The 21,492-nt window shown below is 40.8% G+C and carries 21 protein-coding genes; 9 read left to right on the forward strand and 12 right to left on the reverse strand.

The window, feature by feature from the left end; genetic code table 11:
* Positions 1-58: 58 nt before the first annotated feature.
* From ABKW31_RS01755 to ABKW31_RS01765, 3 genes are all read right to left on the reverse strand, one after another.
* On the reverse strand, positions 59-2,233 hold the full coding sequence (locus ABKW31_RS01755) for a malate synthase G (protein ID WP_348614461.1): 2,175 nt from the start codon (positions 2,231-2,233) through the stop codon (positions 59-61).
* Between the two features lie 116 nt (positions 2,234-2,349).
* Positions 2,350-3,288, reverse strand: coding sequence for a LysR family transcriptional regulator (locus ABKW31_RS01760; protein WP_348614463.1), 939 nt, complete (start codon positions 3,286-3,288; stop codon positions 2,350-2,352).
* A gap of 261 nt (positions 3,289-3,549) precedes the next feature.
* Positions 3,550-5,151 (reverse strand): isocitrate lyase, encoded by a 1,602-nt coding sequence (locus ABKW31_RS01765; protein ID WP_348614465.1) that lies wholly within the window; start codon positions 5,149-5,151, stop codon positions 3,550-3,552.
* A 266-nt stretch (positions 5,152-5,417) separates the two neighbouring features.
* Here ABKW31_RS01765 and ABKW31_RS01770 point away from each other — a divergent pair, with 266 nt between their 5' ends.
* Together ABKW31_RS01770 and ABKW31_RS01775 are read left to right on the forward strand one after the other, a co-directional pair.
* Positions 5,418-6,368, forward strand: a complete 951-nt coding sequence (locus tag ABKW31_RS01770; protein ID WP_348614466.1) for a chemotaxis protein CheV — start codon at positions 5,418-5,420, stop codon at positions 6,366-6,368.
* 144 nt (positions 6,369-6,512) lie between these two features.
* Positions 6,513-7,805, forward strand: a complete 1,293-nt coding sequence (locus tag ABKW31_RS01775) for an alkaline phosphatase (RefSeq protein WP_348614468.1) — start codon at positions 6,513-6,515, stop codon at positions 7,803-7,805.
* 84 nt (positions 7,806-7,889) lie between these two features.
* On the opposite strand, the gene ABKW31_RS01780 is transcribed toward ABKW31_RS01775, so the two are convergent.
* The 9 genes from ABKW31_RS01780 to ABKW31_RS01820 form a co-directional block, all read right to left on the reverse strand.
* Positions 7,890-8,591 (reverse strand): VC0807 family protein, encoded by a 702-nt coding sequence (locus ABKW31_RS01780; protein ID WP_348614470.1) that lies wholly within the window; start codon positions 8,589-8,591, stop codon positions 7,890-7,892.
* A 125-nt stretch (positions 8,592-8,716) separates the two neighbouring features.
* On the reverse strand, positions 8,717-9,283 hold the full coding sequence (locus tag ABKW31_RS01785) for a rhomboid family intramembrane serine protease (protein ID WP_348614472.1): 567 nt from the start codon (positions 9,281-9,283) through the stop codon (positions 8,717-8,719).
* A 76-nt stretch (positions 9,284-9,359) separates the two neighbouring features.
* On the reverse strand, positions 9,360-10,523 hold the full coding sequence (locus tag ABKW31_RS01790) for a glutathionylspermidine synthase family protein (RefSeq protein WP_348614474.1): 1,164 nt from the start codon (positions 10,521-10,523) through the stop codon (positions 9,360-9,362).
* Between the two features lie 14 nt (positions 10,524-10,537).
* Positions 10,538-11,152, reverse strand: a complete 615-nt coding sequence (locus ABKW31_RS01795; protein ID WP_348614475.1) for a DUF1190 family protein — start codon at positions 11,150-11,152, stop codon at positions 10,538-10,540.
* A gap of 8 nt (positions 11,153-11,160) precedes the next feature.
* Positions 11,161-11,577 (reverse strand): DUF350 domain-containing protein, encoded by a 417-nt coding sequence (locus tag ABKW31_RS01800; RefSeq protein WP_348614476.1) that lies wholly within the window; start codon positions 11,575-11,577, stop codon positions 11,161-11,163.
* 41 nt (positions 11,578-11,618) lie between these two features.
* Entirely contained in the window at positions 11,619-12,263 is a 645-nt protein-coding gene (locus ABKW31_RS01805; RefSeq protein ID WP_348614477.1) for a YjfK family protein, read from the reverse strand.
* Positions 12,256-13,314: a potassium channel family protein gene (locus ABKW31_RS01810; RefSeq protein ID WP_348615175.1), complete on the reverse strand. Its 1,059-nt coding sequence runs from the start codon at positions 13,312-13,314 to the stop codon at positions 12,256-12,258. The genes ABKW31_RS01805 and ABKW31_RS01810 overlap by 8 nt, the downstream gene beginning before the upstream one ends.
* 21 nt (positions 13,315-13,335) lie before the next feature.
* Positions 13,336-14,016 (reverse strand): PspA/IM30 family protein, encoded by a 681-nt coding sequence (locus tag ABKW31_RS01815; RefSeq protein WP_348614478.1) that lies wholly within the window; start codon positions 14,014-14,016, stop codon positions 13,336-13,338.
* 14 nt (positions 14,017-14,030) lie between these two features.
* Positions 14,031-14,420, reverse strand: a complete 390-nt coding sequence (locus ABKW31_RS01820; protein ID WP_348614479.1) for a YjfI family protein — start codon at positions 14,418-14,420, stop codon at positions 14,031-14,033.
* A 196-nt stretch (positions 14,421-14,616) separates the two neighbouring features.
* Between ABKW31_RS01820 and ABKW31_RS01825 the strand changes: the two genes are divergently transcribed.
* The 7 genes from ABKW31_RS01825 (at position 14,617) to secF (ending at position 21,377) form a co-directional block, all read left to right on the forward strand.
* Positions 14,617-14,907 carry a DUF6471 domain-containing protein gene (locus ABKW31_RS01825; RefSeq protein ID WP_348614481.1) on the forward strand — a complete coding sequence of 97 codons (291 nt, stop codon included), beginning with the start codon at positions 14,617-14,619 and terminating at the stop codon, positions 14,905-14,907.
* A 31-nt stretch (positions 14,908-14,938) separates the two neighbouring features.
* Positions 14,939-15,433 (forward strand): TIGR00645 family protein, encoded by a 495-nt coding sequence (locus ABKW31_RS01830; protein WP_348614482.1) that lies wholly within the window; start codon positions 14,939-14,941, stop codon positions 15,431-15,433.
* 244 nt (positions 15,434-15,677) lie between these two features.
* Complete coding sequence (gene queA, locus ABKW31_RS01835; protein WP_348614483.1) at positions 15,678-16,727, forward strand: tRNA preQ1(34) S-adenosylmethionine ribosyltransferase-isomerase QueA; 1,050 nt, start codon at positions 15,678-15,680, stop codon at positions 16,725-16,727.
* A 254-nt stretch (positions 16,728-16,981) separates the two neighbouring features.
* Positions 16,982-18,094: a tRNA guanosine(34) transglycosylase Tgt gene (tgt, locus tag ABKW31_RS01840; RefSeq protein WP_348614484.1), complete on the forward strand. Its 1,113-nt coding sequence runs from the start codon at positions 16,982-16,984 to the stop codon at positions 18,092-18,094.
* A gap of 76 nt (positions 18,095-18,170) precedes the next feature.
* Positions 18,171-18,509 carry a preprotein translocase subunit YajC gene (gene yajC / locus ABKW31_RS01845; protein ID WP_348614486.1) on the forward strand — a complete coding sequence of 113 codons (339 nt, stop codon included), beginning with the start codon at positions 18,171-18,173 and terminating at the stop codon, positions 18,507-18,509.
* Between the two features lie 71 nt (positions 18,510-18,580).
* Entirely contained in the window at positions 18,581-20,425 is a 1,845-nt protein-coding gene (gene secD / locus ABKW31_RS01850) for a protein translocase subunit SecD (RefSeq protein WP_348614487.1), read from the forward strand.
* A gap of 10 nt (positions 20,426-20,435) precedes the next feature.
* Positions 20,436-21,377 carry a protein translocase subunit SecF gene (secF, locus tag ABKW31_RS01855; RefSeq protein WP_348614489.1) on the forward strand — a complete coding sequence of 314 codons (942 nt, stop codon included), beginning with the start codon at positions 20,436-20,438 and terminating at the stop codon, positions 21,375-21,377.
* Positions 21,378-21,492 lie beyond the last annotated feature (115 nt).

The following is a 21,492-nucleotide window of genomic DNA, read 5'->3' on the forward strand; positions in this document are numbered from 1 at the left end:
GCAATGTTGAGGCAACCAGTATTTGTTCTTTCCTAACTTAGCTAAGTTGAGTGTTTAGTTAAAGTGTTTTCAAACTTCTTTTCATTACTATTCTCTTGGCATGCAACACCGGCTCAGTATAACCATTAGGCTGTTCTTTCCCTTTAAATATCAATTCTTTGGCCGCATCAAAGGCGATAGAGTTTTCAATATCATCCGTCATAGTAATATAGTCGGGATCATTGGCATTTTGTTGATCAACTAAAGCAGCCATTTTTAGCATTGAGGCGCTTACTTGCTCTTTTGAGATAATATTATGTTCTAACCAATTCGCAATGTGCTGACTTGATATACGCAGCGTTGCGCGGTCTTCCATCAGTCCAACATTATTAATATCAGGTACTTTTGAACAACCTATGCCCTGGTTTATCCAACGTACAACATAGCCTAATATGCCTTGTACATTATTATCCAGTTCTTGTTGAATAGTGGTTTTATCAAGCACTTCATCTTTATTTAATAGCGGAATGTCGAGTATCGCGTCGAGCATGCCTTCACTGCGTAAATTGAGTTGCTCTCTTAAAGTAAATACGTCGAGTTGGTGGTAGTGCAATGCATGCAATGCTGCCGCAGTAGGGGAGGGTACCCAAGCGGTATTGGCGCCAGACTGAACATGGCCGAGCTTAGCTTTCATCATGTTGGCCATTTCATCGGGAATGGGCCACATGCCTTTACCTATTTGGGCTTTGCCTGACATGCCTGTTTGGATGCCGTTGATTACATTGAATTTTTCATAAGCCATTAGCCAGGGGCGTGTTTTAATCTCGGCTTTAGGCGCAAATGCCCCGAGTAACATAGAGGTATGTATCTCATCACCGGTTCGATCTAAAAAGCCGGTATTGATAAAAACCGCACGGTCTTTAGCGGCAAATATACAGGCTTTTAGATTAACACTGGTGCGACGCTCTTCATCCATAATGCCCATTTTTATTGTGTTTGCAGGTAATTCGAGTAAGTTTTCTACGCGCGCAAATATTTTGTCACTAAACGCAACTTCTTCCGGTCCGTGCATTTTGGGTTTGACGATATAAATACTACCAGCTTGGCTGTTTTTGAATTGGCCGTGATCAAGTAAATCATGTTTAGCGATTAGTGAAGTAATAACCGCATCCATTAGTCCTTCAGGGATGGGCGCACCGGCATATAAAATCGCATCATTGGTCATTAAATGTCCTACGTTGCGGATAAACATTAAACTGCGGCCCATTAGGCTCACTTGGCCACCATTTAAGTCATGGTAGTTGCGGTCTGGGTTTAACTTTCTCGAAAAGGTAGTGCTACCTTGTTGAATCTCAGCACTGAGGTCGCCTAAGATTAAGCCCAGCCAGTTTTTGTAGACTAAGGTTTTGTCTTCGGCATCAACTGCCGCTACTGAGTCTTCACAATCCATAATGGTGGTCAACGCGGCTTCAACAATAATATCTTTAATGTTTGCCACATCACCACTGGCGTTTTGACTATCACCGTCAAACACCATCTCAAAATGTAAATTATTGTGCTCAAACAAAACAAGGCTTGGCTTTTGTATCGTGCCATCAAAACCCTTCAATTGCTTGGGGTTTTGTAAGGCTGTTGTGCTGCCATCGGCTAAGGTAACAATAAGGGCACCAGATGAAATATCGTACTGTGTGCTACCTGTATGGCTGCCAGTTTGTAAAGGAAGCAAAGTATCAAGCCAATGCCTAACATACTGAACAACGGCTTTGCCTCTAAGCGGGTTGAAGCCTTTAGATTTCAACTTGCCATCTTCTTGGTCAATAATATCTGAGCCATAGACGGCGTCATATAAACTGCCCCAACGCGCGTTAGCTGCATTAATGGCAAAACGGGCATTGTTGATGGGAACGACCAGTTGTGGGCCTGCCATCGTTGCGATTTCTGGATCAACATTTTCTGTAGCAATGCTAAAGTTTTCAGGCCCTGGCAACAAATAGCCTATTTCAGTTAAAAACTGTTTATAGTCTGTTAACGATGTCGTCTTGTGACTTACACAATAATTGTCAATTTGACCTTGTAGCTCATCCCTTTTGTTTAATAAACGCTTATTCTCTGGGATTAATTCAGCTAACAGGTTTTCGAAACCTTGCCAGAATAAAGATTCATTTAAACCTGAATTGGGCAGTACTTCATGACTTAAAAAGGCATGGAGTTGTTGTGCAACTTGCAAATTGCCGAGCTTGATATAGTTGTTCATGATTGACTCTTATAATGCTGATCATTGCTCAATACTATTAAATTTAAAGTATATTGTTTAATTTATGTTGAACATCCTAGCTATTTATTTTATGAATGTTGTGTGCTTTATATCCATCAGCTTAATTCTGCACCAATATCGGTGATCAAGCGTCTTAACCAAATATGGCCGGCGTCATGCTGTAACAGTGCGCTCCATGCCATTTTTAAAGCAATAGGGGGAATATCAAAAGGGGGCGCTAATATAACCATCTCTGGGTCATTTTTATATAAGTTAGCGGCTTTCGACGGTAAGGTCGCCACCAGATTTTGCGCCTTAGCTAATTGTAAAGCCACATGATAGTGGCGAGTAAATACACAGATATCACGTTTCTTACCAATTTTGGTTAGCTCAGCATCGACCCAGCCTAGTTTTTGTACTTCAGTAGGGTCAATACCGACACCGACACCGAATCCGGTTTTACTTACCCAGATATGGCGGCTAGTCAGATAATTATTTAAATCAAACTGTTTAACGATAGGGTTTTTGCTGTTCATTACGCACGAAAAACCGTCATACCAAATGACTTTTTGATGGAATGACAGAGGTAGTTCTTCAAAGCGATTGATGGCCATATCGACCCGGCCCTGCTCAACATCATGAAATGTCACATCACTAGGTGTAATCAGATCTAAGGTAATGTTTGGCGCTAATAAACTTAAGCGCCGAATCACTTCGAGTAGTAGGGTCGATTCAGCATAGTCACTGGCCATGATCCGAAATGTGCGGCTACTCGTTTGTGCAGTAAACTCAGTTTCCGGTTGTATGGCTGATTCTAGTTTTGACAATACATCTCTAATAATCGGCTGTAATTCTGCAGCGCGTTTAGTCGGCGTCATCCCTTCGCTTGTGCGCACTAGAAGCGGATCTTTAAACACATCACGTAAACGTTTTAAGCCGTTACTCATTGCCGGTTGAGTGATACTCAAATGATTTGCCGCTTTCGTCACACTGCCTTCACGGAGTAAGACGTCGAGATAAACCAGCAAATTAAGATCAATTTTAGCTATATTCATATACTTGATGCTCGCAAAATAAATATTGTATTCATGAATTCTACAAGGCCACATAAATATTGCTAGAGAATTGTAAATTTAATTTAACTTTTATATAAATATTAATCAGAACAAGTGCTTAGCTTATATTTTTGTCTTCTTATTTAATTGTCAGGAAGGAGAGAATGATATTTTTTATAAAATATATGAATTGATTTAAAAATATTTATAGTTAAAAGTGATAGCGAGCTAGTTTAGCTCGCTATCGTTTAAGACCTAAGCTTAAGAAACCATATCAAATTGGTTCATAGTGTTGTCTTTACCAGACGCTTTAAGAGCCTGTTCACCTGAAAAATATTCTTTGTGATCGTCACCTAAGTTTGACCCAGCCATGGCTTGGTGTTTAGCACAAGCCAAGCCTTGACGAATTTCTAGTCTTTGCACACCTTTGACATAAGCCAACATGCCTTCTTCACCAAAGTAACCTTTAGCCAAATTGTCTGTTGAAAGTGCAGCAGTATGGTAAGTCGGTAATGTAATTAGATGATGGAAAATACCCGCTTCACGCGCCGCATCGGCTTGGAAGGTTCTAATTTTACTATCAGCTTCAGTTGCTAACTCAGTTTCATCATAGCTTGCAGACATTAACTTATCGCGTTGGTAAGCACTTACATCTTTTCCTGCTTCTACCCATAAATCAAAGATTTGCTGACGGAAATTTAGTGTCCAGTTAAACGATGGTGAATTGTTATAAACCAACTTAGCGTTTGGAATGGTTTTTCTGATTGCTTTTACCATGTCACCAATTTGGCCGACATGAGGTTTTTCAGTTTCAATCCACAAAAGATCAGCACCATTTTGAAGTGAAGTAACACAGTCTAGTACTACTCGGTCAAAACCGCTGTTCTCTTTAAATTTGTATAATCCATTAGGCAAACGCACTGGCTTAACAAGTTGCCCGTTTTGTTTTAGAACTGAATCACCTTCCTTTAAATCATCAATAGAGTCGACTTTTGAGGTCTCAAGAAAGTTGTTGTACTGAGTGGCCAAGTCGCCAGGCTTTTGAGAAACGGGGATTTTCTGGGTTAAGCCTGCGCCCAATGAATCGGTGCGAGCAACAATCACTCCGTCATCCACACCCATCTCTAAAAAGGCGTAACGAACTGCATTTATTTTTGCTAAGAAATCTTCGTGTGGCACGGTGACCTTGCCATCTTGGTGGCCGCACTGTTTAGCATCAGAAACTTGATTTTCAATTTGAATACAGCAAGCCCCTGCTTCAATCATTTTCTTAGCTAATAGATAGGTTGCCTCTTCGTTACCAAAACCGGCATCGATATCTGCAATAATTGGCACAACATGAGTTTGATAGTTTTCGATTTCTTGCAAAACAGCACTATGCTCTGGTGTATTAACTGCAGTTTTGTCGAGTTTTTGAAATAGTTCACCTAATTCACGTGCATCCGCTTGGCGTAAAAAGGTGTAAAGCTCTTCGATTAATGCAGGTACAGTGGTTTTTTCGTGCATCGATTGGTCAGGTAATGGACCAAATTCAGAGCGCAGTGCTGCTACCATCCAACCTGAGAGATAGAGGTAACTTTTATCGGTAGTACCATGGTGCTTTTTAACCGCCAACATTTTTTGTTGGCCAATAAATCCATGCCAGCAACCTAGTGATTGTGTGTATTGAGCAGGATCTTTATCATAATCAGCCATGTCTTTACGCATAATTGCCGCAGTATATTTAGCGATATCCAATCCTGTTTTAAAGCGATTTTGCATTTTCATGCGAGCGACATAAGCTGGACTAATAGCGTTCCAAGTGCCGTGTTGCTTGGAAACAAGTTGTTCAACTGCAGTCATATCTTTTTGATACTGTGACATAAGGATGTTCCTTTTATTGTAGAGTTAATCAGCATGGAAGACATATTTTGGTATTTGTCCACCGCGATGAAGCTATCCTATGCTAAAATAACACCATATAAATAGTGTATATATTTCATTTTCAGTATTCACTATGTGAATGAATGGTGGAAGTCTTCGATAAACAATTAGGTATTTAGTCTATTCAGTGACTACTATTGTTTATTGTGAATCTAGCTTAATATCCAACTATTAACAGGAGTTAGTGCATCCAATGGTGAAAAGATATGTCTGAGTTATTAGCATCTATAGACTTACGAACCCAGTTAGTGGGTGAAAATAGACTAGAAATATTGATGTTTAAACTGGGTACCCGTCATACCTTTGCGCTCAATGTATTCAAAGTACGCGAAGTTATAACCGTACCTTCGTTGAATCAACTGCCTGGCTCTCACGCCCATCTTAAAGGTGTGACTAATTATCGCGGCGCTTCGATACCCATAATCGATTTACGTGCCGCCATAAAAATGAATGACAATTCAGAATATAAACCGGCTAATGTCATCATTACTGAATACAATCGTAGTGTTCAGGGATTCTTGATAGGTCAGGTAATGAATATCATCAATACCTCATGGAGCGATATTCAACCACCCCCATCTACTGCAGGAAAAAATCATTATTTGACCGCCATCACCCAAGTCGATATTGATGGTAAGCGAGAGCTCGTTGAAATTATTGATGTTGAAAAAGTCTTGGCTGAAATCATTGAATACGACACGACTATTTCAGCAAATATTCTAGAAGATCCTGTTTCCGAATATTTGAAAGGTAAAAAGGTATTAATTGTTGACGATTCTGCGACGGCCCGCTGGCAGATTAGAGAAACATTACAGCAACTAGGTATTGTTATTCTTGAAGAAAAAGATGGCTTGAAGGCTTTAACAAAATTGAGGCAATGGGCCGATGAAGGTAAGAAAGTCACGGATGAAATTTTAATGATGTTTACTGATGCCGAGATGCCAGAAATGGATGGTTATCGTTTAACCGCTGAAATACGCCAAGATCCTCGAATGAGCGACCTGTTTATTGCACTTAATACTTCGTTGAGTGGCAGCTTTAATGAAGCAATGGTAGAAAAAGTCGGATGTGATCGTTTAATCTCGAAGTTTCAACCTGATTTATTGGTTGAAGTGGTACAACAACGCATGCGTCAGATACTCGACTTAGCGGATTGATTCATCTTTAGCAGTAAACTCTTTCAGCCTATTGGCAGCCAATATACTTAAAAAGTGTAAACAGGTTTGTTTTCCTTACCCATTGCTATCAGACCTAGCTTATACTCCTATCTGATAAATATAATGAACTCTCTTGGAGAATTGATGAAAAAGAGTGCAATTTTACTTTTAGCCTGTTTGTGTGCGCCAATTTATGCCAATCCAATGCCGAAAAATATTATTATGGTAGTGGGTGATGGCATGGGCCCAGAGTACACAACTGCTTATCGAATGTTTATGGATGACAAAAGCACGCCAGAAGTCGAGTTAACCATCTTTGACCAATTACTAGTCGGTATGGCAAGTACCCATCCTGCTCATTCACAAGGATTTGTCACTGACTCGGCTGCAGGCGCTACAGCACTCTCTACAGGTGTTAAAACCTACAATGGTGCCATTGCCGTAGATGTAAATAAACAGCCTGTATTAACAGTGCTTGAATATGCCAAGCAAAATGGGCTTAAAACAGGGGTAGCTGTGACTTCGCAGATTAATCACGCTACACCTGCAGGCTTTGCTGTGCATAACATTAGCCGTCAAAATTATGATGAAATAGCTGATAGCTACTTTGATGATAAAATTAATGGCCAATATAGGCTTGACGTTATGTTAGGTGGCGGTTGGAAGTATTTCATTCGTGACGACCGTAATTTAGTCGAAGAGTTTAAAGCGGCTGGTTACCAGTATATTGATGATCGTCAACAGTTAGACAACATTAAGGCTAAAACACCCTTGTTAGGTTTGTTTGCTGATGTCGGTCTACCTTGGGCCTTAGACGAACAAGATAAACAGCGTTTACCTTCGTTGGTTAAAGCGGCAGTTAAGCAATTAGAGAACGATAAAGGTTTCTTTTTATTGGTTGAAGGAAGTCAAATAGATTGGGGCGGGCATTCTAACGATATTGCCGCATCAATGGGCGAGATGCATGACTTAGCTATAAGTTTAGAATGGATGTTACAATACGTTGACAGTCATCCTGATACTTTGTTTGTGGTAACGGCTGATCATAGTACCGGCGGTATGACAATTGGGGCAAATGGAGAATATAACTGGGAGCCTACTTGGTTAAAAAATCTTAAAAGTTCGCCAACCAATATCGCTAAGATGCTAGTAGACAGCAAAGACCGTAGCGCAACCGCAAATGAACAACTTGGTTTTGCATTAAATCAGGATGAACAAACTCAATTAAGTAATATTAAGTCAAATGACTATAAAGTGTTTTATAAGGCGCTAAAATCTATCCTAGATCAACGCAGTTTTACCGGTTGGACAACCACGGGTCATACTGGCCTAGATGTGCAAATATTTGCCAAGGGGCCAGGTAAAGAGCTGTTTAAGGGCCATTTAGATAATACTGATATTGCCAAAAAAATATTCAGTTTACTGGGCCAAAAGTAATCGCTCAGATTTATATTGAGTGAACAAAAAAGCCAGTTTCCACTGGCTTTTTTGGGTTTTAATCCTGAGGGATAATCTTAGCTTTTACTTAGTTTCAGCTAAGAAGTGGTCGAGATCTTGACCAGTTAGTTTCTTGATTTGTGCAAACACATACCACAAGGCGCCAAGCAGCATGATCATGCTGGGGATCACGATAACAGGGTAGCTTAACGCCGTCATGTGGCCAAGTTCTTCAGTATATTCAGTGGTGCCAGGAGGGCTAACCAATATGACCTTAGCCAGGATATAGTTGAGTGCTGATGACAGAAAAAATGACCCGGCAACAATATACGAACTGATCGCTAGCTTTTTCTCGAATAAGTCAGCTGTACCCGTTTCTTCGAGTGACTTATTTAAATTATGCCAATTTACAATCTGCTCGTTGAGTACAAATACTTTTAGCAATGGCTTACTAGTGCGTTGAGTAATCAATACTGCTAAGCCAATTAATGCCGGTATAGCCGCTTCTTTAATCGCGATATATTCAGCGGGCAATTGTAACAAACTGATACCGCCGGTTAAAATAACGCTAACAATACCTAAAATTGAGAATGCGTTCACTTTGCCTGATTGTTTTAAGTCCCATAAACCAAAGCCAATTGGGAAAATTAACGCAACAACAATGCTCCAAGCCGGCCCTAAACTGTCTTCACCACTTAGTTTGGTCATGATCAACACAGGAATGATAATGTTAAAGGCTAAGTTACCTAACATTCCGCCTGGTTTTTTTTCGATATTTTCGCTCATTTAAACCCTATTTAAAAACGCTAATTTCAGCTGCATTATATGGTTATTCTAAAGGTAGACCTACCAATAATTTGATTTAAGCTGAACTGTGCCTCGTGATCGGTGCTACTTATTCATAGTTCAGCTTATTTTGTTGGTTTAGCCCATAACCTAGCGGCAATGACGCCAGCAATAAATCCAAATAGATGGGATTCCCACGATACAAATGGGGTGGTTGGCATAACCCCAAAAATGAGTCCGCCGTAAAAGAAGGCCACAATAATAGAAATAGCCAGTAATTTAACACTTTTACTTAAAAAGCCTGCCAGTAATAAAAAGCCAAAATAACCATAAATGAGCCCGCTGGCACCAATATGGCTGGCAGAGCGTCCAAACAGCCACACTAATAAACCTGACAGCAGAACAATCCATACAGTCACAAGCCAATAGCGTTTAGCGCCGTATTGCAGTGTTAAATAAGTGAAGATACCTAAAGGGATAATATTAGCGAAAAAATGTTGCAAACTACCATGTAAAAAAGGCCCAAAAATGATGCCTTTAAGCCCAGGAACATAACGCGGAATATTGCCAAATTGATTCAGAGAGCGACCGCTTAATAGATTGATAACCTCAATGGCAGAAATGACAGCGAGGACTAACAGGACCCACTTTATTTGTTGTGTTGTATCTAAATTTTTCCAACGTATATTCATATAAGCCAATTTAATTATGCCTGTTAACTTCAGTCATATTCTGAGCGTATTTGTGTTTAAAAGACGTGTCAAATTGTCACAAAATAATATGAGGCAAATAACGGGATAAATCCTGAGTGATAAGTGACTTATCCTCGCGAATTGATATACCGGCTGCTTGATCGTCCACTAACCAAGAGCCAATTAAGGTGTGTTTTTCGCCGAAGGTAGGTAAGGCATGAAAACTTTGATAGATAAACCCTTCTTGTCCATAAGGGCCGTCACCATCGATAATAGTGCGACCTTGATCTAACAAACTAATATTGGCGCCCTCTCGCGAAAAGAAGGGTTTTTTAATTAATTTATGCTCTGTGGCCAAGTGCAGTTCATTCTCAAAATAGGAAGGTAATAAATTGGGATGGTTTGGAAATAACTTCCATAACATCGGTAATAGCGCTTTATTGGATAAAATGGATTTCCATAATGGCTCTAACCAATTGACTTGAGCGGGCATGATGAAAGGGGCAAACTCCTCTCTTTGCATAAACTCCCAAGGATACAATTTAAATAAGGTTTCAATAGGGCGGTTATTCAAATCGGTAAACCGTTCACATTCGCTAATACCAATATCTTCAATAAACACAAAATCACTATGAAGCTGGGCCTCTAAAGCACAATCTTGTAAATACTGTACGGTACCACGATCTTCGATCGTGTCTTTACAACATGCAAAATGCATTGAATCAATATCGTAATGCTGGGCGATTTTAGAAAACTGTTTTATGAGTTTTTCTTGCAGTGAATTAAATTGGTCTGCTTGTCTACTAAGCCTGCCCAAATTAACTTGTTCTTCAAGCCATAACCACTGCCAAAAACCAGATTCATACAAGGATGTAGGCGTATCCGCATTATTTTCAAATAACTTTGCTGGTCCAGAACCGTTATAGGCAAAATCTAAACGTGAATAAAGGCTAGGGGCTTTGTTGGTCCATGAGTCTAAAATAGCTTGCCAAAATAACTCAGGTATTTGAAATTTACTCAGCAGTTCATCGTCTTTGGCTACAAGGTCAACTACTGCAAGGCATAGTTGATGGATTTCTTCTGTTGGTCCTTCAAGATCACGTTCTATTTGCTGCAGAGTAAATTGATAATAAGCACTCTCGTCCCAATAAGGTTCCCCATGCATAGTATGAAAAGTAAAACCAAACTCGGCGGCCTTTTTGCGCCAATTATGACGCTCTGCAATATCTATTCGAAACATAATTTCAGCCGGACTTAACTGCCCCAACTACTTTTAGATGATGAGCTTCCCCAGCTTGATTTGGCTCTGACACTGCTGCCAAACCCGCCTCGGCTCATGGTTTTTGTCACGGATGGTTTTGCTTTCAAGGCCTCTTTATTGACGCGCATCTTACGTTGGCGTTGGTCGCCAAAATCATAACCATCTGAGCCTACCCAGCGATTACGGTAAGAAGAATAAGGTGAATAAGACGTATACATTGGCTGACTATTAAAGCCTCTAGGAGACATTAAATTACTCAACATATAGCCGGCCATAAAGGGCATAAAAAACGAGCCACTGTCTTGGCGAACCACTTGGCATTGATTCGCACCAAACTCGGCTTCACAGTCTCTGGCTGAGTTGTATTTGGGGCCAGTGCGCTGTGCTTCTGCAATGGCTTCTTGATACGCCGTTTTGCATTGTTCGACCATGTTAGGGTTGGCGTCGGCACATTCATCTGCATTGGTATAAATGATTGCGTCTTGCTTTTCTTCTCCACAGGCGGCTAAAAATATGACTGCAATGCCCAAAGCCAAGGGTTTAACCGTAAAGCTTTTGCGCATTCTGGTTAGATTGATAGACCTTGAGCGTTTTAGCTTAGCTTGCATATTGCCTCCTAGTAAGTCATGCAGGCGGCGTTAAGCAGCCCAACAGAAATTGACATCGCCGCTAACATAGTACCGGCAGAGACCTCATTTTGATTTATGCGCTCAGCAATTTTGGGCATAAACGTAAAACGTAAGAGGGCAAAGGCAAATGATTGAGCAATCATGGCGACAATTCCCCAAATGATAAAATCAACCAATGATAAAGAGTTTGTAGCGGCACCTGCTAAGGCAATACTGAAACCTATCATTGCTCCACCAAAACCCACCGCAGCAGCAACATTTTTATCTTCTTTAACCAGTTTCCACTCATCATGAGGCGTCACGAGGGCATAAATAATTTTGAAGACAAACAACAGCGCTATTGAGATTGCAAAATACATGGCAAAATTTCCTAAGCCCGCAATTGAATGTAATATTGTTTCCATGTCGACTCCTCTTATTTGGGGTTTTTAAATATTAAAGGTGACTAACCGTTAATGGTAATGTCACCTTGGGTCAAATTAAAACCAGTGCTGATAACTAAACAGCGGTCAAGGTTACCATTGACTAATTTTTCTTCGCCAGTGACCAACAGGGTTTCAACCTGATCATCGTCTAAATTACGTTCGTATAACATTACAAATTGATCGGTTTCACTTATGTCACCGTCTTCTTCATAGGTGCGCTCTGTCATCGCCACAGGCGGAGAGTTGTCACCCACTGCATCCCATACTCGCGAAAAGGTGTAGCCCTCGACGTTATATTGCGGTTGTGAAATATCAGTATTAATGAGTGATTGCCACTGTTTTTCACTACCGACGGTTTTCGTCTCGTAAAAGTACCATAGCTTGACATCAGTTATATGACTTTCAGTCACACCGCCATCCAGAATAACTTGTAAATAAGCATCATCGTCAGTGTAGAAGCGCAGTATCTTGCCACCCGTATCTAAGTCAACTTCACCAACAGCTTGAATAATATGGGTTGATGCGGCTTTATCTATAATTAATTGGGGCTCGAGTAAGCGCAGTTTTAACGGCTCGATCTGAAACGAACCACCAAGGTACAAGCCCATGATTTCTGGCGTTTTTGCCTTTTCTGGCGGTTTTTTACCAAATAAACGACTAAACATAAGTTTCTCCAGCAAGCGCGTGCCAATCAAAGTTTCTAATTCTGTCATCAGCAATGTAAAATATTTTATCCTCAGCAAACACTTCTTCGTGTAGGTCTGGGTTAACTTGAATCTTGAGTCGGTCTTGGGCTCTGGCTACCCCAATCAGGGTGGCGCGATAATCTCTTTTTAGAGCGATAAACAATTGGGCAACTTTAACCGAGGGTGTGCCTGGGGGTAAGGTGACTGAATATTGCGCATTACCCTCATCCACATCGAGCAAATCATGATGTAATAAACTTGAACCGGGATCAAAAGCCGCTTTAGCCAGCATTTCTACCGCAACACTCGGGGTGCATTCAATATTGGGGCAATGTTTTTGTAATAAGGGCACTAGGCTTTCGTCATTAAAATAGGCAACCATTTGCGCATGGGGATTTCGTTGACTGCAATACAATGCGGTAGTCATGGTGAGGTCATCTTCAGGATTATCCATCAAGATCACTTTGGCAGCAGCGACACAGGCTCTGTCCATATCGATGTCATTACTAAAGGTGCCGACTTTAACAAACTCAATATCATCTGGCATGGGGTTAGTAATTTCAGCTCTAACACACAATACTATTGTTGGATTACCCTCTACTGAAGCACGTTCACGCAGTAATAATTTTAACAAACGCAAGGTACGATGACCGTTCCACCCTAAGACTAGTATATGTTCGTCAACATCTAAATCTTTCAAACCTCTTGCTCCTTTTTGCCATTGATCGGATACCCAAGCGGCGATACGACCTAGTACTAAAGCAAAAATACTGAGGCCCATGGGAATAATATAAAAAGCGACTAAGTATTTACCCGCGTCAGTAGAAGGCGAAAAGTCACCGTAACCCACAGTGGAGCCGGTGACCACCAACCAATAAATAAAGTCGCTACTTTGGGTTAATTCTTTTTCGCCCGCAAACCATAGCAATAACCACGTGCTCAAGGCATAAAAAGTGAGCGCCAGTACAATAGTGTACCAGCGCATTTCTGAGAAAACTTTAGCAAAAAGTTTGCGAAACTTCCGACTAATCATTTAACTTGAGCACTAGTATCATTTACCTAATATTCGGCTTAGTTCATCATCAGCAGAAACATTGCTACCTTTGATTCCCGCGGCCGCTAAACGTTTTTCAAGATCGTCACTACTCTCATCGGCAGCCAGCTCTTCTGCGGCTTGCAATTCTGCCGTACGCATCGTTTGCTTTTCTTGGATTCGTTGCAACGATTCCGTAGCCGTTTTCATTTTACTGTTGGCGCCTAAGTGGCGTGATGAAACCGCTACTTGTGCTTTTTGCACCGATTCAGTGGCCTTGACCATATCAACTTGTTGCTCAAGTCTTTTCAAATTAGCCTTGGCTTGTTTAATATTATTGGCCAATTGCTTTTCTGATTGACGGAACTGGGTAAGAAACTGATTTTCAGAATCTTGTTCAACCTTCAAATCTGCAACTTTCTGGGCGCAATCTAAGGCCAATTGACGATCCGTATCTATGGCTTTACGAGCATGTGTTTCATATTGCTCAATTGACCCTTGCAAGCTGTCCACCTTTTGTTGAGCGAGTTTGCACTTCGCTAAAATTTGGGTTCTTGCATGATCTGATTTACGTAATTCGTCTTTCGCTTCACGAATTTCCTGCTCAAGAATGCGAATTGCCTGACCATCAACTACAGATTGGGCTGCTTCTGTTGCACCACCTTTAATTGCGGTGACTAATTTTCTCCAAACTGACATAATCTTTTCCTCAATTATTTTAAATGTACTTGGTAAGCGTCAATAAAAGCTTCTACATTTTGAAATAGTGTATTTAGTTCAATAGCAATACTTTCAGCTTTAGACTGAGAGCTCAGTGAACCAAACGCAGTGTAATATTCATCACCACCCACTTGCGAAATACCTACGGTTGTGAGGGGGAACAGCATGTGTGTCTTTAGAATTTCTTCATTTAATACCGCACAGTCCTTGACCTCACTTTTGGCAAATAATAAGGTTTCAATGATGATTTGTTCTCCACTTATGGCAAGCCACGCATCAATTCCATCGCTATTGGCGATCATCAAGCAATTTTGTTCTTTAGTCACAACTAAATCTGCGTTATCACCCAATAGGGCCTCAAGTTGGTTAAGATCCCAAGTCATGGTTACTCTCCTGTAAGTCGTATGACCATTAAATGATGTACATCGATGACATCACGGGTCATAGTTTAGCCAGTAAAAAAGTAAATAGTCAAATATATTTTCAACATTTGATTATTATTTGTTTTAAATGTAAATTATACGTCACATTAAGCGGTTTAATCTAAATCACAAAACGTAACTTGAAAGACTCATATTTATGAATATATCCATTGAAAATAAACCTCGTCCTGCCGATTGGCGTCAACTTGTTCAACGTTTATTAAAAGCTGAAATGTCAAAACGCGGCACAAAATATCAAGATTTGAGCGACCGGCTGCTAAGCATAGGGGTCAATCAAAGCGCAGACAACTTAAGAAATAAAGTAAATAAGGGCATTATGGGTGCGGATTTGTTGTTACAAATCATGTATGTGCTTAATATGCGCCGCATTGAACGAGACGAGATTATTGATATCTTTAACGACTTAGGGCGACAATTAGATAATTAATTAGACTGAGGTCTATTGCGGAGAAGCGTGAATGGAAAAATATATAGAGAATTTACTCTACAATGCTCGATGGTTATTAGCACCGATTTATTTGGGCCTTAGCCTGGCACTTTTTGCATTAGTGGTTAAATTCTTTCAAGAGCTTATTCACTTAGTGCCAGTCTTGTTTAGTATTAAAGAGACGGATCTGATACTAGTGATTTTATCCTTGGTGGACATGTCTTTAGTGGGGGGGCTGCTAATAATGGTCATGTTTTCAAGTTATGAAAATTTTGTCAGTAGAATCGATATTGAAGAAGGTAAAGAGAAACTGGGTTGGTTAGGCAAAATGGACGCCGGCTCTCTCAAAAATAAAGTGGCTGCGTCAATTGTAGCTATATCGTCGATTCATTTATTAAAGGTGTTTATGAACGCTGATAATATCAGCAATGATAAATTATTTTGGTATGTGGTTGTACATTTAACCTTTGTGATTTCTGCTTTTCTGATGGGCTATTTAGATAAGATTACCCGTATTCAGCATTAAAAAACCATATATTGGTGCTAAGCATGTACTCCAAAATATTGAATTTCTACCCAAAATAAAAAAAAAGCCCGACACTCAAATAGAGGTCGGGCAAAAACAGTCTTAGGAGAAACGTCAATAATATAAACTGTGAACTTAGTCTAAGGGTTTTAACCTCAACATCAACTTAGATTGGGTATCCAGAATGGATTGCAGGTATAGATAAATATACGTAAAATAAACAATAAACTTTTTTGAGACAGCTATGAAACTTGCCGATTTTCGCTTTGAATTACCTGAAGATTTAATTGCTCGCTATCCCACACCTGAAAGAACCGCTAGTCGTCTTATGCACTTAGATGGCAACAGTGGCAAAATTGACCATTGCCACTTTACAGACATCGTCAATCTAGTTGAAGCAGGTGATTTACTTGTATTTAATAACACTCGAGTTATTCCGGCACGGCTTTTAGGGCAAAAACTCTCGGGTGGAAAAGTAGAAGTATTAGTGGAACGTATACTGGACGAGCACCGTGTATTGGCCCACATCAGAGCGAGTAAATCACCTAAAGTAGGCAGCCAGTTGTTACTTGAATCAAGTCTGAAAGTTGAAATGCTGGCCCGCCATGACGCGCTTTTTGAGCTGCAATTTCTATCGGACGAACCGGTATTGGCCATCCTAGAAAAGTTTGGCCACATGCCATTGCCCCCCTACATAGACCGACCTGATGAAGATTCGGATAAAGAGCGTTATCAGACTGTCTACAATCAAGTACCGGGCGCAGTAGCCGCACCGACGGCGGGTTTACATTTTGACCAAGCTATATTGCAAGAGTTAAGGGATAAGGGCGTTAATATTGAGTTTGTTACTTTGCACGTTGGTGCTGGAACATTTCAGCCGGTTAGAGTTGACAACATTTTAGAGCACAAAATGCATGCAGAATATGCCGAAGTAGGTCAGTCAGTTATTGACGCTATTCAAGCAGCTAAGGCTGCGGGCAAACGTGTGGTGGCAGTGGGCACAACTTCAGTTCGTTCATTAGAATCCGCTGCTCAGCATTCTCTTGAACAAAATAGTCCTTTGTCTCCCTTCTTCGGAGATACCAGCATTTTTATCTACCCTGGTTATCAGTTTCAGTTAGTAGATGCCTTGCTGACTAACTTTCATTTATCTGAATCAACTTTGCTGATGTTAGTGAGCGCTTTTGCCGGTAAACAACATATATTTGATGCGTATGAGCAAGCAATAGCCGAGCGATATCGCTTTTTTAGTTATGGCGATGCTATGTTTTTGGAGCGTAAAACCAGTAACTAAAACAATTACAGTGCTCAATTTATCTAGCTGGGGCATGTGGGCTGCAACAAATTATCGCTGTTTTGGCTCACCTTAGCATCGCAGTCGTTGGAATTTTGTACACTTTGTAACTCTAAAATCGAATTGTCGGCTATTAGTTTTGTTCATAGCCGCATTTCATATATAATCCTGCGACTTTTTTGCATCACATCGAAACGATGTTATGCCACAGATATTGAGCACTGGACTGTATTCCGGTTAGCAGGGTGGATTAAATGAAATTTGAATTAGATAATACCGATGGCAAAGCGCGCCGTGGGCGACTTATTTTTGAGCGCGGCATAGTCGAAACCCCTGCTTTTATGCCAGTGGGTACCTATGGCACCGTAAAAGGCATGACGCCCGAAGAGTTAGATGATACCGGAGCGCATATTTGCTTAGGTAATACCTTTCATTTGATGTTGCGACCGGGCACCGAAATTATCAAACTACATGGTGATTTGCATGACTTTATGCATTGGCATAAACCGATCCTAACGGATTCAGGTGGTTTTCAGGTTTTCAGTTTAGGTGAGTTGCGCAAAATTACCGAAGAAGGTGTGACTTTTCGTTCGCCCATCAATGGTGAAAAAATTCTGCTTACGCCAGAAAAATCTATGCAAGTCCAGCGTGATTTGGGTTCTGATATCGTGATGATTTTTGATGAATGCACCCCTTATCCGGCGACTGAAAGTGAAGCTCGAGTGTCAATGGAGTTATCATTGCGCTGGGCAAAACGCAGTAAAGATGAACATGGTGATAGCTCCTCTGCTTTGTTTGGCATTGTTCAAGGTGGCATGTATGAGGGGCTGCGTGATATTTCATTGCGTGGCTTAGAAGATATCGGTTTTGATGGATATGCCATTGGAGGCCTTTCAGTCGGAGAGCCGAAAGAAGATATGATCCGGGTTCTCGATCATATGGCAGATAAAATTCCAGCGCATAAACCTCGCTACCTGATGGGTGTGGGTAAACCAGAAGATATCGTTGAGGCGGTGCGTCGTGGTATTGATATGTTTGATTGTGTGATGCCGACCCGTAACGCTCGCAATGGTCACTTATTTGTCACCGCAGGTGTGGTGAAAATTCGAAATGCAGCTCATAAAACCGATACGGGTCCGCTAGACGAAAAATGTGATTGTTACACTTGTAAAAATTATTCTCGGTCATATCTCCATCATCTAGATAAGTGCAACGAGATACTTGGGGCTCGATTGAACACCATTCACAATTTGCATTATTATCAAAGAGTGATGAAAGGGTTACGGGATGCCATAGCGAGTGAGAGCTTAGCTGATTTTGTGGCAGATTTTTATGCGCAAAAAAACATGGCAGTGCCTGATCTATAAAGGCTTTTATGATGAGGTTGGCGCAAAAGTCGGCTTATCTATATTTTTAATTATATTATTACAATAAGGAAGAAAAATGAGTTTATTTATATCTGATGCATATGCGCAAGGAGCTCCTGCTGGTGGCTCTGGTGGTGGTTTTGAAATGTTGATTATGCTGGGCGTGTTCGGTTTGATTTTTTACTTCATGTTATACCGTCCACAAGCGAAGCGCGTTAAAGAACATAAAAACCTTGTTTCCTCGTTAAGCAAAGGTGATGAGGTCTTAACGCAGGGCGGAATGGTGGGTAAAATCACCAAAGTATCTGAAGATAAAGACTTTATTGAAATTGGCTTAAATGATTCAACAAATATTGTTATTCAAAAGTCAGCAGTCTCAGCAGTGTTGCCAAAAGGTACAATGAAGGCCATTTAATGGCCTTTTGTTTAAGCTCAAATAGCGCCTATTTGAGCTTAGCCAATTTTGCAAAAAGAAAGGAATAACTTGTGTTAAACCAAACTCCATTATGGAAGTACATTTTGGTGATCTTCGTGATCGGCATTTGTACTTTGTATGCCTCCCCCAATCTCTATGGTGAAGACCATGCAGTGCAAATTTCAGCTGGTCGTAACGCGGTTGTTGATGCTCAATTGGTAGAAAGAGTTAAAAATGAATTAACCCAGTCGAATATTGATAGTAAAAGTGTTGTGCTGGAAGGTGACCAAATACTGGTTCGTGTAAAAGATGCTGACACTCAATTAATTGCCCGCGAAACCCTCGAAAAGAATCTTGGCGAAAACTATTTCGTTGCGATGAATCTAGCGCCAGATACACCAAGTTGGTTAAGTGCTTTAGGCGGCGAACCCTTAAAGTTAGGTCTAGATTTACGTGGTGGTGTGCACTTCTTGATGGAAGTGGATATGAAAAGCGCCTTGGATAAAACGCTTAAAGATTCAGACAACGATTTTCGTACTGCTTTGCGTGAAGAAGATATTCGTTATCGCACCGTTAAACAACTTGAAGACGGCTTGGAAATATATTTCCGTGATCAAGATACCTTAGAAAAAGCCGAGACTTTCTTAAAAGATCGTAACCGCGATTTCATTTTTACTGAAAGAGCCGATTTGGTTTTGTTTGCCACTATGTCTGAGCAAAAATTACTTGAAACTCGGGACTATGCAGTAAAACAAAACATTACCATCATTCGTAACCGTGTTAACCAACTGGGTGTTGCTGAACCTACCGTGCAAAAACAAGGCCCTGATCGCATTGTTGTGCAGTTACCGGGTATTCAAGATACTGCCAAAGCTAAAGAAATTTTGAACGCGACAGCCACCCTTGAATATCGTGAGGTGGATATTGAACATGATATCAGTGACGCGGTTGCCGGACGTGTTCCTCCTGGCTCTGAATTATTACCTGATGAAAACGGTATTCCTCAGTTATTGAAAAAGAACATTATTGTTGAAGGTAACCACATTATCGATGCCACTAGTGGCGTTGATCAAAACGGCATGCCTAAGGTATCGATTAAGTTAGACTCCAAAGGTGGAGCTAAAATGTTAGCCTTTACCAAACGTGCCGTAGGTAAACCGATGGCAGTGGTATTTATAGAGTACAAAGCGACTGGCGATAGAGATGAAGCTGGTAAATTAATTTTTGAAGCCAAACGTACCGTTATTAGTGTTGCTAGAATTAATGGTGTTTTTGGTAATCAATTTGAAACCACTGGTTTAGATTCTCCTAAAGAAGCCCAAAATTTGGCCTTATTGTTGCGCGCCGGAGCACTTATTGCACCCATTCAAATTATTGAAGAACGCACAGTCGGTCCAAGCTTAGGTAAAGAGAATATCAAACTAGGCAAAGAAGCCATTGCCGCGGGATTTATTATGGTTTTGGTTTTCATGCTCATTTATTATAAAAAGTTTGGTTTTGTTGCCAATATCGCCTTGGCCCTAAACTTAGTCATGATGATAGGTATTATGTCGATGATCCCGGGCGCCACATTAACCTTGCCAGGCATGGCGGGTATTGTATTGACTGTGGGTATGGCAGTGGATGCGAATGTACTTATATTTGAACGAATAAGGGAAGAAATTGCAGATGGGCGCAGTCCACAGCAAGCGATCCATTTTGGCTACGACAGTGCTTTCTCGACTATTTTAGATGCCAACATTACCACTTTTATTGCGGGTTTGATTTTGTTTGCCGTGGGTACAGGGCCGATAAAAGGCTTCTCAATTACGCTGATGATAGGTATTGCTACTTCAATGTTTACTGCCATCATCGTTACACGAACCATAGTCAATGCATGGTGGGGCGGTAAACGTCTGACCAAGTTGTCAATTTAGGAGTCAGACCATGCAAATCTTTAACGGAAAAAACACCGTCAACTTTATGAAGTTGTCGTTGCCAGCAGCAATCATTTCGACAATATTAGTTATTGGATCGTTTACTACGCTGGCCATTAATCAACTCAACTGGGGCTTAGATTTCACCGGGGGTACACAGATTGAAATTGGCTATCAGGACACTGCTAATCTAGATACTATTCGTGAACAACTAGCCGCGTCTGAATTCAATGATGCAGTTGTGCAAAACTTTGGTTCAAGCAAAGATGTGTTAATTCGTCTTGCTTCTCGTGAAGGGGTCAAACCCTCTGAGTTAGGCGATAAAGCGATTGCCATATTAAAACAAGCTGACAGCAGCGCAGAAATGCGTGGAAGCTCTTATGTCAGTGCCAGTGTAGGTGAAGAACTCACCGAGCAAGGCGGTTTAGCGATGTTGATTTGCCTATTGTGCATACTCGTCTATGTCACCATGCGATTCGAATGGCGCTTTGCCTTAGGCTCGGTAATTGCTCTGGCCCATGACGTGGTTATCACCTTGGGTTTATTCTCTATTCTTGGTTTAGAGTTTGATTTAACGGTACTCGCTGCCGTGCTCGCGGTCATCGGGTATTCGTTAAACGATACCATTGTTGTATTTGACCGAATCCGCGAAAATTTCAGAAAAATCCGTAATATGGAGCCGACTGAAATTATCAATACTTCTTTGACTCAAACGCTCAACCGAACCACGATTACCTCGGGTACAACCTTGTTGGTTTTGTTTGCCTTGTTCTTTTTAGGCGGCGCGACTATCCATGGTTTTGCTACAGCCCTATTGTTTGGTATTTTCATCGGTACTTATTCATCTATTTATATCGCCAGTTTGGTGGCCTTAAAATTAGGTGTAAGCCGAGACGATTTGATGCCAACCGTGATAGAAAAAGAAGGGGCCGATCAAGATCCCATCTTGTAGTTTTAGTATCAGAAAAAATAAAAACCAGTGTCTAGCCGAACTGGTTTTTTTTTGCTTTGTTATCACTGAACACAGATTGAGAACACATATTTACTAACAGATTAATCAGGCGTTG

This window comes from Paraglaciecola sp. 25GB23A (assembly GCF_040012495.1).
Classification (GTDB): Bacteria; Pseudomonadota; Gammaproteobacteria; order Enterobacterales; family Alteromonadaceae; genus Paraglaciecola.